We start from the raw sequence: 11,984 nt of genomic DNA, 5'->3' as shown, positions 1-11,984 counted from the left end.
CAATCCCATGAAGAACGCGGCTTAGAGCTTGATCCAGGTGGCCTTGAGCTCGGTGTACTTGTCGAAGGCGTGGAGCGACTTGTCGCGGCCGTTGCCGGACTGCTTGAAGCCGCCGAAGGGGGCGGTCATGTCGCCGCCATCGTACTGGTTGACCCAGACGCTGCCGGCACGCAGGGCCCGGGCGGCGCGGTGCGCCTTGGAGAGGTCGCGGGTCCAGACCGCGGCGGCCAGGCCGTAAATGGTGTCGTTGGCGATGGCGATGGCCTCGTCGAAGTCGTCGAAGCCGATCACCGAGAGCACCGGGCCGAAGATCTCTTCCTGGGCGATACGCATCCCGGGGGCCACGTCATCGAAGACGGTGGGCGGCACCAGCAGGGCACAGGAGGCATCGGCCAGGGGCGCGCCGCCCAGGCGCAGGGTGGCGCCCTCCGCCCGGCCGGCTTCGATATAGCCCAGCACCGTCTCCAGTTGGGTGCCGTCCACCAGGGCGCCCACCCGAGTGGCGGGGTCGAGGGGATCGCCGGGGCGCCAGTGACGCTCCAGGGCGGCCACCACCCGGGCCACGAAGGCCTCGCGAATACTGTTTTCCACCAGCAGCCGGGTGCCGGCGGTGCACACCTCGCCCTGGTTGAAGGCGATGGCCGCGGCGGCGGCCTCGGCGGCCTCCTCCAGGTCGGGGGCATCGGCGAAGACGATATTGGGGCTCTTGCCGCCGGCCTCCAGCCAGACCCGCTTCATATTGGTCTCGCCGGCGTCCACCATCAGCCGCCGCCCGATCCGGGTGGAGCCGGTGAAGACCAGGGTGTCCACGTCCTGGTGGCGAGAGAGGCCCTGCCCCGCGGTATGGCCGAAGCCGGGCAGCACGTTGAGCACCCCCGCCGGCAGCCCCGCCTCCACGGCCAGGGCGGCCAGGCGCAGGGCGCTGAGCGGCGACTTCTCGGAGGGCTTGAGCACCACCGAGTTGCCGGTGGCCAGCGCCGGGCCGAGCTTCCAGCAGGCCATCATCAGCGGGAAGTTCCAGGGCACGATGGCCGCCACCACGCCCACCGGCTCCCGGGTCACCAGGCCCAGCTGATCCTCGGGGGTGGGCGCCACCTCGTCGTAGATCTTGTCGATCGCCTCCGCCGACCAGCGGATGGCGCGGGCGGCGGCGGGCACGTCCACCGCCAGGGCATCGCCGATCGGCTTGCCCATGTCCAGGGTCTCGAGCAGGGCCAGCTCCTCGGCATGGGCCTCGATCAGCGCCGCCAGGCGCAGCAGCACCGCCTGGCGGGCGGCGGGGGCCTGGCGGGCCCAGCGGCCGTCGTCGAAGGCGCGGCGCGCCGCGGCCACCGCCAGGTCGGCATCCTCACCGTCGCAGCTGGCCACCCGCGCCAGCAGGCGGCCATCCACGGGGCTGATCTTCTCGAAGGTCGCGCCGGAGCGGGACGACACATAGGCGCCGTCGATAAAGGCCTGGTCGGCGATCGCCAGGCCCTCGGCCCGGGCCCGCCAGTCACTTGCCGTCATGGTGGTCATCTCAGCTCATCTCCTTTTCCGGCGCCGCGATGGCGGCCAGGAAATCGCCCATCAGGCGACGAAAGTTGGCGGTGTTATCGGGCTGACGCCGGGCGATCTCGTCGCGCAGGCGCCGCGGCAGGTCGCCGGCCTCGTCAAGGAAGCGCCGCCCCTCCTCGCTCTTGCGCCAATCGCTAAGCCAGGTATCGAACATCGCCACCGTGATCTCGGGGTGGAACTGCACGCCCCAGGTCGAACCGTGGCGAAAGGCCTGGGGGGCCAGGGCGGTCTCGGCCAGCAAGGTGACGTGATCGGGCAGGCGGAAGGTATCGAAGTGGAAGTTGAGCCAGGGGCCGGGATGGTGCCAGTCGGGATGGCAGTCACGCAGCGGCGTCCAGCCGATCTCGGCCTGCTCAGCGACCAGGGCGGTACCGCCCAGGGCCCGGGCCAGCAGCTGGCTGCCGAAGCAGATGCCCAGGGTCGGCACGCCGGCATCGATTACCGTTTTCAGCCAGCGCAGTTCGGCCTCAAGCCAAGGCAGGCGCGGGTCGTAGGCGGACTCGGGGCTGCCCATCACCACCACCATCTCCAGGGCCTCCGGGGGCGGCAGGGGGTCGGTCACTAGGTGCGTCTGTAGTGCGATGCCGTGCTCGGCGAGCACCTCGGGCAGGGTGCCCGGCACGTCGCTGGGCGAGTGCAGCACCGCGAGGGCGCGTCTCGGTTTCATGGCGTCACCAGGGTGTCGTGAACATGGGAGGGAGCGCCGGGTCGGCGCTCCCCGTGGCGGCTCAGAAAGGGTAGTCGAGGGTCGGCATCCAGCGCTCCCACAAGGCCCGGAGCTCGCCGTTGGCCTTGACCTCGGCCAGGGCCGCCTCGACCCGGGCCAGGCGCTCGGGCTCGCCCTTCTTCACGGCGATGCCCCAGGCGTTGCGGCTGGCCACGGTGAAGGCGATGGCCAGGTCCTCCTCTTCGGCTAGGGGCACCAGGGCCACGTCGTCGTCGACGAAGGCGTCGATCTCGCCGCGGCGCAGGGCCGCCACCATGTCCCCCATCACGTCCTCGGACTCCCCCGAGAAGGGCACCCGGATGGCGCCCTCGAAGGTCTCGGCCAGGGCCATGTTGAGGCTCTTGTCGATGGCCCCGATCCGGCGCCCCGCCAGGTCCTCGGCGCGGCGGATGGGCGAGTCGCGCAGCACCATCACCGACTCGTCGAAGACCGCATAGGGGGCGGTGAAGTCGGCCAGGGTCTTGCGGTACTCGGAGATGCCCTGCCCGCAGAGCAGGATGTCCCCCTCCCCCGCCTCCAGGGCGGGGTAGAAGTCGGCCCACTGGCGGTAGGCGAAGGCGGTGTCCCCGGCCAGCTTGCTGGCCAGCAGCCGTGCCACGTCGGCCTCGTAGCCGTGACGGTGGCCCTGGTCGTCGCGCCAGAACAGCGGCGGCGCGGGCAGGTCGGCACAGATGACCTTGAGCTTGAGATCGGTCGCGGTCTGGTTCACGGCAGGTAGTCCTCGTACATGGATTTTTCCCAGTCGGTCACGGCGGCGCAGTAGCGCGCCCACTCGTCCGTCTTGAGGTCGCGGTAGAGGCTGGCCATCTCCGCCGGCATGGCGCCCTGGATCACGGCGTCCTGGTCGAAGGCGGCGATGGCGTCGCCCAGGGTGCGCGGCAGGTAGCGGATCTCCGCCGGGGAGCCGGGGATGCTGTCGCTATTGTCCGGGGCACCCGGATCCAGCTCGTTCTTCAGGCCGTCGCGCATGGCGGCCAGCAGCATCACATGGGAGAGGTAGGGGTTGACGCTGGCGTCCGGCACCTTGAACTCCAGGCGGCCGTTGGCGGAGAGGCGCACGGTGCAGGTCTTGTTGTCCATGCCCCAGTTGATGCAGTTGGGGGCGAACAGCCCGGTGTCCCAGTAGCGCTTATAGGAGTTGACGGTGGAGGCCATGATCATCATCGCGCCGGGGGCGTGGGCCAGGAGCCCGCCGAGGGCGTGTCGGCCGGTCTCGGTGAGGTGCAGCTCGCGGCGGCCCGACTCGGCGAGGACGTTCTCGTCGCCGCGCCACAGGCTGAAGTTGTGGTGGCAGCCGTTGCCCATGCTGCCGGTGGTGGGCTTGGGCATGAAGCTGGCCTTGACCCCGAACTCCTGGGCCACCTGACGGCAGATCAGGCGATAGGTCATCATGCGGTCGGCGGTCAGGTGGCAATCGTCGAACATCCAGTTGAGCTCGAGCTGGCCCGGATCCTCGTAGTCGCCCTCGATCATGTCCAGGCCCATGGCGCCGGCGTACTCCATGACCCGCTTGAAGATGGGCCGCATCAGCTCCAGGTTGCCCAGGTGGTAGGCAGGGCTGGCCCCGGGGCGCACCTTGACGTTGAGCTTCTCGCCCAGCCAGGACATCTCCGGCTCCAGGCCGGTCCTGAGGGTCAGGCCGGTCTCGTCGATAAAGCGGCGATGGGTGTCCAGCAGCAGGCCGCGGGGGTCGGTGGCGAGGATGCTGCCGCCGTTCTCGGTGCGGTGCTCCGGCTCGTAGAGGCGGCAGAAGAAGGAGCCGATGGAGCGGTCCCAGGGCAGCACCTGGAAGCTGTCGGCGTCCGGCATGCCGGTGAACTCGGCGGCCTGGGCGCCGCCGCCCAGCAGCTCGCCGGCGCGGTTGCACTGCAGGTCGGAGATGGCGGTGCGGTGGAACTGGATGCCCTTGTCCAGGTTGCGCAGCAGGTGCTTGGCCGGCACCACCTTGGCCACCACCCGGCCGGTGAGGGTCACCACCTGGTAGTAGAGGTACTCGACCCCGGAGTCGCGGATACGCGAACTCAGCTCCTGCGCCACCGCGGCGCTGTTGTTGGTCTCGCGATGGCGATCGAGGGCCGTGGTGGGGGCCGCCCGGAGGGCGGTGTCAAAGGCCGAAGTGGCTTGAGCGGTGCTTGTCAGAGACGTCATGTCATTCTCCTTTGCCGAGCGACCCGGGATGGGCCGAAGGCGGTTCTGTTGTGGTTGTTGTGCCTGGCGGAGCCAGGGGAAAACGCGCAGTACTCAGTCGATTGGGGCTAGGGGTCGATGGGGCTAGGGGTGGCCCGCGCGGTGGCGGGGGAGGCGCTGACACAGGCCTCCCGGAAGAAGCGCGCCACCCAGGTGGCGACCTCGGAGTTGGCCAGATCGGGCTGCGACAGGCTGGCTCGGGCCGCCTGGGCCTCGGCCTGGTCGAAGAGGTGGCCGCCGTAGCGATCCAGCAGCGCCTCCACGTAGGCCGGGGTGAACTCGGGGTGGTACTGCACCGACAGCGCCGGGAAGGCGTAGCGCAGCACGCCGTGGGGGCAGTGGTCGCTGCCGGCCAGCACCCGAGCCTGGGGCGGCAGCTCCACGACCTGGTCCTGGTGGAAGGCCAGCACCCGGCCGGCGCCTCGATCGGCATCGGCAGCATCGTCAGGGAGATAGCCCTGCACCCCCAGGCCCCAGCCCGCCTCGGCCTTGGCGGTGCGGCCGCCGAAGGCATCGGCCATCAGCTGGTGGCCGAAGCAGATGCCGAAGATCGGGCGGCCCAGGGCCCGGGCGCGGCGCAGGAAGTCGATCTCGGCACGCATCCAGTCGGCGCCCTCGTAGACGCTGTGCTTGGAGCCGGTCAGCAGGTAGCCGTCATAGGCAGCGGGGTCCGGCAGCGCCTCCCCGGAGACCGGCGAAACCGCCTGGAAGCTCGCCTCCGGCAGCGCCGGCCCCAGCCAGGCCTCGATCATCGCCGGGTAGCCGGCGAAGCGCTCATCAAGCGGTTCCGGCACCAGGCCGTTCTCGACGATGCACAGGCGCAGGGCCCTCATGAGGCGGCCTCCGCGGCGGCCTCGCCGGCCATGATCCGCGCACCGTGGGCGCCGAGCAGGCCCTTCAACCATTCCACCGCCACCTCGCCGGGCAGCTCGCCGCTGGAGGCGTCATGCACGCCGCGCTCGCCCAGCTCGGTGGCGCCCAGCTCGCGCAACTTGTCGGCGAGGATTCGACTGCCGTGGTTGAAGGTCTCGTAGAAACTGTCGCCCAGGCCGAAGGTGGCGAAGGTCAGGCCGCTGAGGTCGGGGGCCTGGGCCTCCAGCCTGGCGAAGAAGGGCTGGGCCGAATGGGGCAGCTCCCCCTCGCCATAGGTGGAGCTGACCAAGATCACGAAGTCCCGCTCGGCCACCTCGGCCGGGTCGAAGTCGGCCAGGTCCCGGGCCGTGACGGTGGCGTCATCCTCCAGGGCCTCTACCAGGTCGTCGGCGACCATTTCCGCGTTACCGGTCTCGGTGCCGTAAATCACATGAATCGTCATCTCAGGGTCCTCCCACGGGGGTCGCTTGGGCGATCTCGAGCAGCCTCGCCAGATCGGGAATGCGCCGGCAGAGTCGACCGGTCGGCGCCTCGGCGGCTTCCACCGCCTGGATGCGTTTCCAGCCGGCGAAGTCAGTGGCCCGGGCGATCGCCGCCGCGGGCAGGGCCGCGAAGCCGGGCCGCCCCAGGGGGCGCTTGGTAGAGTCGGCGGCGATGGTGGCGGCCACGGCGCGGGCATCCTGGCGGTTCTCGGGAATGGTTCCGCGGGGGCCACGACGCAGCCAGCCGGTGCAGTAGAGGCCGGGGGCCAGGCGCCCCTGGTCGTCGGGCCGGGGCGCTTCGGGGCCACCGGGCAGGTTGGGATCGTGCTGGGCGAAGCCGATGGCGGTGATCAGGCTATCGGCGGCAAGCTCCAGGGTCTCCCGGCCGCTCTCGCCGCCATGAAAGCGCACCGCGCCGACCCAGGCCTCGCCGAGCACCGCTTCCGGGGTCCAGCCGAAGTGGAAGTGGATCTGGCAGCCATTGTTCTCGGTATGGCTCTCGGTATGGCGCTCGGCCAGCTCGTGGAAGGCGGCCAGGCGCAGGCTCGCGGCCTTGTCTTCGATGCTCTCCGGTGCCGGCAGCGGCGCGGCGAAATGGAAGGAGAGCCCCGCCAGGCGCCCCAGCTCGCGGAGCATGGCGGCGTCGCACTTGGCTTCGGCGGCGGAAGAGCGGCCGACGATATCGAGCCGTGCCAGCGGCTTGGCCCGACAGGCGGCCAACGCCTCCGGAGAGAGCTCGGAGCCTTCGAAGGCGGCCTCCGGCTTGCTCAGCAGGCGCAGCACGTCCAGGCCCACGTTACCCTGGCCGATGATCACCGCCCGCCGGCCCAGGTCGGGACGCAGCCCCTGCTCGTCCGGGTGATCGTTGAGGCGACGGGTCAGGGCGCCGGCGCCATAGACGCCGGGCAGGTCGTCGCCGGGGATGCCCAGGCGGCGGTCGGCGGCCAGGCCGGTGGCCAGGGCCACCACGTCATAGGCCTCGCGCAGCTCGTCCAGGGCGAGGTCGCGGCCCAGCGCCAGGTTGCCGTGGAAGCCGATGCCATCGCGCTCGAAGAGGCGCTCGAACTGGCGGGTCACCGCCTTGGTGCCAGGATGATCCGGCGCCACCCCGTAGCGCACCAGGCCGAAGGGCACCGGCAGGCGGTCGATGATATCGATCCGCGCCTCGGCCCACTGCTTGCGCAGGGCCTGGGCCAGGTAGCAGCCGGAGGGGCCGGCGCCGACGATGGCGATGCTCGGGGCCGTCATGCCGCCCTCCCCGCCCGGAAGCGAATCGGCAGCCTGACCGGGCCGGTGTTGCCGCTGTCCGGCAGCCACTCGGGGGTACCGGCATACTCGGGATCGAGCAGGCGCTGGGCCAGCTTGGCCAGGGCCACGGTCATGTCGCCCCGGGCGATGAAATGGCCGATGCAGTGGTGGGCACCGGCGCCGAAGCCAAAGTGCGGGCAGCGCTTGGCGGTGATATCGAAACCGGGGTCGTCGAAGGCGCGGGGGTCGGTGCCCGCCGACTGGCTGAACAGGTGCACCGTGGTGCCCTGCGTGATCTCCAGCCCCTGGAAGGTGAAGTCCTCCAGGGCCTCCCGGGTTACCCAGGTGACGGTGGGGCGTACCCGCATCACCTCCTCCACCGCGGCCCGGGCCAGTTCGGGCTGCTCGCCGAGCAGCTTCCACTGCGCCGGGTGCTGGATAAAGGTGTCCAGGGCCAGGGCGATCTGGTTACGGGTGGTATCGATGCCGCCGAAGATCGCCAGCACGATCATGTCGTAGAGTTCCTGGTCGCCGAGCGCCTGGTCATCGTCCTGGTTGGCGCGCACCAGGCTGCTCAGGAAGTCATCCCCCAGCCCCTCCCGCTTGATGTTCTCCACCACCGCCTTGGCGTAGGCGAAGAGCTTGTCGGTGGCGGCATTGATACGGGCCTCGTCGCGCTTGAAGGTGACCCCCAATGCCAGGCCCATTTCCGAGGCCAATTCCGCCAGGTTCTTCCACTCGCTGAGCGGCAGGCCCAGCAGCAGGCAGATCACCTGGGTGGCATAGGGTTCGGAAAACTCCGCGACGAAATCGCACTCGCCGGCGTCGATAAAGTCGTCGATCAGCTCGTCGGCGATCTGCTGGAAATCCGGGGTCATCTTCTTGACCAGCTTGGGTGCGAAAGCCGGATTGGCCAGGCGCCGCAGCCGGGAATGATCGGCGCCCTCCTTGCTCAGCAGCATGCGCATCCACCAGTCGGAGAAGCTGCCGTGGGCGTTGTTATGGGCCGGCCAGGCGTAGCTACCCTGGCGCAGGCGGCGGTCACGGACCAGCGTATTGACCTCGTCATAGCGCAACACGGCGATGCCGTAGGGGGTGCGGGCATACCAGCTCTTCTCCCGCGCCTGCTCGACGGCCCTGGAGCGAATCGAGAAGCTAGGGTCGGCCACATCCAGGTAGGGGGCCTGGTCGGTGGGCTCTTCGATCATGGTGGACATAGGCACCTCTTGTTATCGGTTATCGTCCTGGCATCCGGGCAAGAGTGACTGTGGTTATCGTGCTGCTGCCTGGGGGCGATGCCATGTAAAAATATAAGATATGGTTTTATATGTTTCAAAGGATTTTCGATGGAATCCCGTAAATCATTTGTCGTAGATGGTGCGGTATTACGGGGCGCGGCCCCATGCGACTCGCCGCGGGCCTTCACGGCCCCACGGCGAGTCGTGGCGCCTCAGGAAGCGGTAACGACGCTCTCGGCGGCCAGCTGCTCCGCCTGGCGGCGCTGGCGAGCCTTGGCCAGGGGCACCGAGACCGCCAGCAGGGTCAGGCCCACGGTGATGGCGATGGCCCAACCGGTCAGCGCATAGCCGCCGATGGCGATCAGGGTGCCGGAGACGGCGGGGCCGATGGCGATGCCCAGGGTCAGGAAGCTGCCGCAGGCGGCCACCACGCGCCCCTCGCGATCCAGGGAGGCGGCCAGGGAGGTGAGGTAGGCCAGGGTGTAGAAGTAGGTGAAGGCGATCATCATCACGCCGGTGGTGTACATGACGATGGAGGCCTCGCCCAGCACATAGCCCAGGCTGGAACCGCCGCACAGCAGGATACCGATGATCACCGGCTTGCTGAGCCCGAAGCGGCTACCGATCAGGGCCACCAGCAGCGGTCCCGCCAGGCCGACGAAGGCCTGCAGGGAGAACAGCAGGCCCAGGCTCTCGCCGTCATAGCCGACGCGAATGCCCACCTGCTCGACGAAGGCCCAGCCCATGGTGTCACGCATGGAGAAGAGGAAGGTGGCCAGCATCATGCACACCGCCGCGGCGGAGAGCATCTTGCTGTTGGGCAATGCCGCCTGCTTCATGGCCTGGGTAATGGCGGCCCGCTGGGGCATCTTGAGCATAAAGAGCAGCATCACCGCCTGGGTCGCCGCCAGCGAGAAATAGAGCCCCGAGAGGCCGCTGCTGGCCATGGTGCGGGCGAACACCAGCATCACCACGATCATCAGCGCCACGAAGAGCACGTTCATGTAGCCGGCGATGGTGTCGGGATCCCGGGCGCTGGAGACGCAGGCGTTGCCACAGGCCAGCGCCAGGCCGGCCCCGGCGCCGGCCACGCAGCGCAGGATGGCCAGGGTGGTCACCTCGGTCGCCATGGCCGAACCGAGATTGGCCAGGATGGCCACCAGGGCCCCCACCAGGGCCAGGGTACGCCGCGGCGCCCGGCCCATCAGGGGTGCGATGATCAAGGAGGCCAGCATGGTCAGCAGGAACTCGGCGGACATCAGGTAGCCGGCCTGGGCCTCGTTCAGCCCCAGGTCGGTGATGATGGCGCTGATCAGAAACGGCAGGGCCAGCAGCGCCAGCAGGCCGACGCCGTAGGCCGCGGCGAAGGCCGAGAAGACCAGTGACCAGCTCTCCGGCAGGGAGTCGCGCAGTAGTTTCATGTCATACCCTCGTGGTTGTTATTGGCGTAACGATGGATCAGCGGCTTGGGTCGCCCTCCCTCGCATCGAGGGGAGGCCGTCACGAAATAGGCTGCAAGGCCCATGCCATATAACATCTGTTTTTATATCTTTTATAGAAAAGACGAGCTCACGCCCCGATGCGACACCGACTAGCGCCTTGTTTTTTCACCAACTTGGAGCGAATCGACAGGCCGACGCACGCCCGTGAGGCAACCGGGCCCCGCCCTCCCCCGATGGGAGAGCGAGGCCCGAGGCGGCATCGGTTTGCTACCGGAGGTAACAGCTGGGACGGAAGAAGTGGGGGAATAGGAAACACCGACGGGTAGCAGTGGCCTGGAACCGACGACGGGTTCACCCCCCCTCCGGCGACACCTCCAGGGACTCCACCAGCTGCCAATGGGCATGCTGGCCGGCCAGGGGAGTCACCAGGCACCCCGGCCGCGGGCCGTTATCCGGCATACGAAACCGCTCACCCGGTAGCCAGCGAGGGGTATTGGAGGCGACCACTCGCCCCGAGGCGTTGACCAGCAAGGCGTCGTGGGCCAGCTGCAGCAGGCCGGGCACGAGGATGCGCTCGAAGCGCCCCAGATGCACGTCGGCCCCGGCGATGCCCAGGAAATCGCCGCGGCAATGCAGCGGTCGGGCGAAGGTGAGGATATAGGCGTCCTGGCCGTAGAGGTCGATATAGGGCCCCTCCACCACGCGATGGCCGGTCCCCCGCGGCTGCGTGAACCAGGGCATATCCCGGTAGTTGTAGTAGCTGTCGCTGCTGCGGTTGAAGTTGAGATCGAGCTGGGCCGGCTTGCCCTCCCCCACCAGGTGACGCCATTCGCAGAACATGTCGCAATCCGCCAGCACCCCCGGCTCCAGCACCACGCCGGTGCCCAGCACCCAGCGATTGTCCCGGGTCAGCAGATCATCGGCCAGGGTACGCAGCGGCTTGAGGTCGGCGGACACCGGGGCCTTGCCCAGCGCCGCCTGGCGTTCCCAGAGCCGCTCGAGCTCGGAAGCGATGCGTTCGATATCGTCGAAGACCCCATCGAGGGCGGCCTCGATGCGTCGCAGGCACGCCCGGCGGCGCTCTGCCATCGGCTCAGTGCTCATCATCGCCCCCCGACCGCGTCTCCATCAGCGCCATCTTCATGGTGATCAGGCGGCGAATCCCCGCCTGGATATGCGCCTCGGCGAGGCGCCCGGCCAGCGCCGCCTCGCCCTGCTGGATGGCGTCCAGGATGCCCTGGTGTTCCCGCTGGATGCTCGCCACCTCGGGGGGCTCCTTGCCGGGCAGCCAGAGCAGCTCGCCCAACTGCGACTGCAGGCGGATCTCGGCATGGGTCAGGCGCACGGACTGGGAGTGGGCGGCAATTTCCATATGAAAGCGGGCATCGGCGCGACGCCGCTCGCGGCGATTGCCGGCCTCGCCCAGGGCCTCGATATGGAAGGCCATATGGCGGTAGCTATCGGGAGTGGCACGTTCGGCGGCGAGGCGGGCGGCCATGCCGGAAATGGCCCGATGCTCATCGCCCATGTCGCGCAGCTCGATCAGGCTCCACTCGTCGAGACGCTCCAGCATCAGCTCGGCGGACAGCTCCTCGGTGGCACACACGAAGCTGCCGCCATTACGTCCCCGGCGGGTCTCGATCACCCCGACCTGGCGCAGGTAGCCCAGGGCCTCGCGCAGGGTCACCGTGGCCACCCCGAACTGCATGGCGAGCTCGGTTTCACTGGGCAGCTGCTGCCCTTCCACGTAGAGCCCCAGATCGATCGCCTCCATCATGCGGCGAATGACCTGTTCGGTACGGCCTTCCTGGCGTAACCGAATAAAGGAGCCATTGTTGGCGGGACTCTTCATCATCATTTACGTCAAGCGCCCAAAGATTCTCTATCCCTATCGATTCGGGACGACACCCGCGCCCCGCCCTCTCCCATCAGCATCGTGCCATCGATCACTGGCACGACGTCACTCTACCACCGCTGAATCACAGTATCCCTTGCCAGCGATTGCGAAGATAGTGCTGGCAGAACTGGCCGTAGCGGTACGCCTTGTCGCCTGGCGGCGCCAATCGCCGGCTAAAGCCAGCTCCCACTGGGCCCATCAGCCCATGGGTTTGGGGAGCTGCCCCCTGGGAACGCCTCTCGGTAACGACCTCGTCAACCGGGCCTGTCTCTGGTTAGATGCTCCTTGGGTGACCTTCGTCCCCGGCGACATCCATCCTCATCGACAGCCCCG

11 protein-coding genes are annotated in these 11,984 nt (G+C 68.7%); all 11 read right to left on the bottom strand.

The features are described from left to right. Positions 1-21: 21 nt before the first annotated feature. Positions 22-1,518, bottom strand: a complete 1,497-nt coding sequence (locus ACQ1W9_RS07740) for an aldehyde dehydrogenase (RefSeq protein WP_431026060.1) — start codon at positions 1,516-1,518, stop codon at positions 22-24. A gap of 1 nt (position 1,519) precedes the next feature. After that, positions 1,520-2,224, bottom strand: a complete 705-nt coding sequence (locus ACQ1W9_RS07735) for a type 1 glutamine amidotransferase (RefSeq protein WP_431026059.1) — start codon at positions 2,222-2,224, stop codon at positions 1,520-1,522. Positions 2,225-2,285: 61 nt separating this feature from the next. Beyond that, a complete protein-coding gene (locus tag ACQ1W9_RS07730) occupies positions 2,286-2,993 on the bottom strand; it encodes a substrate-binding periplasmic protein (protein WP_431026058.1) in 708 nt (235 codons plus the stop codon). Beyond that, positions 2,990-4,432, bottom strand: a complete 1,443-nt coding sequence (locus ACQ1W9_RS07725; protein ID WP_431026057.1) for a glutamine synthetase family protein — start codon at positions 4,430-4,432, stop codon at positions 2,990-2,992. The genes ACQ1W9_RS07730 and ACQ1W9_RS07725 overlap by 4 nt, the downstream gene beginning before the upstream one ends. A 107-nt stretch (positions 4,433-4,539) precedes the next feature. Beyond that, positions 4,540-5,304 carry a type 1 glutamine amidotransferase gene (locus ACQ1W9_RS07720; protein ID WP_431026056.1) on the bottom strand — a complete coding sequence of 255 codons (765 nt, stop codon included), beginning with the start codon at positions 5,302-5,304 and terminating at the stop codon, positions 4,540-4,542. Beyond that, on the bottom strand, positions 5,301-5,786 hold the full coding sequence (locus ACQ1W9_RS07715; RefSeq protein WP_431026055.1) for a flavodoxin domain-containing protein: 486 nt from the start codon (positions 5,784-5,786) through the stop codon (positions 5,301-5,303). The genes ACQ1W9_RS07720 and ACQ1W9_RS07715 overlap by 4 nt, the downstream gene beginning before the upstream one ends. Position 5,787: 1 nt before the next feature. Then, positions 5,788-7,074 (bottom strand): FAD-dependent oxidoreductase, encoded by a 1,287-nt coding sequence (locus ACQ1W9_RS07710; protein ID WP_431026054.1) that lies wholly within the window; start codon positions 7,072-7,074, stop codon positions 5,788-5,790. Further along, positions 7,071-8,291: a cytochrome P450 gene (locus tag ACQ1W9_RS07705; protein WP_431026053.1), complete on the bottom strand. Its 1,221-nt coding sequence runs from the start codon at positions 8,289-8,291 to the stop codon at positions 7,071-7,073. The genes ACQ1W9_RS07710 and ACQ1W9_RS07705 overlap by 4 nt, the downstream gene beginning before the upstream one ends. Before the next feature lie 233 nt (positions 8,292-8,524). Beyond that, entirely contained in the window at positions 8,525-9,733 is a 1,209-nt protein-coding gene (locus tag ACQ1W9_RS07700; RefSeq protein ID WP_431026052.1) for an MFS transporter, read from the bottom strand. A gap of 372 nt (positions 9,734-10,105) precedes the next feature. Next, positions 10,106-10,843, bottom strand: a complete 738-nt coding sequence (locus tag ACQ1W9_RS07695) for a cache domain-containing protein (protein WP_431026051.1) — start codon at positions 10,841-10,843, stop codon at positions 10,106-10,108. Between the two features lie 4 nt (positions 10,844-10,847). Further along, positions 10,848-11,612, bottom strand: a complete 765-nt coding sequence (locus ACQ1W9_RS07690; protein WP_431026050.1) for a FadR/GntR family transcriptional regulator — start codon at positions 11,610-11,612, stop codon at positions 10,848-10,850. Positions 11,613-11,984 lie beyond the last annotated feature (372 nt).

This window comes from Halomonas sp. H5, from assembly GCF_050613175.1.
Classification (GTDB): domain Bacteria; phylum Pseudomonadota; class Gammaproteobacteria; order Pseudomonadales; family Halomonadaceae; genus Bisbaumannia; species Bisbaumannia salifodinae.
The sequence above is the reverse complement of the archived record's forward strand: the minus strand, read 5'-3'. Positions and strand labels throughout refer to the sequence as shown.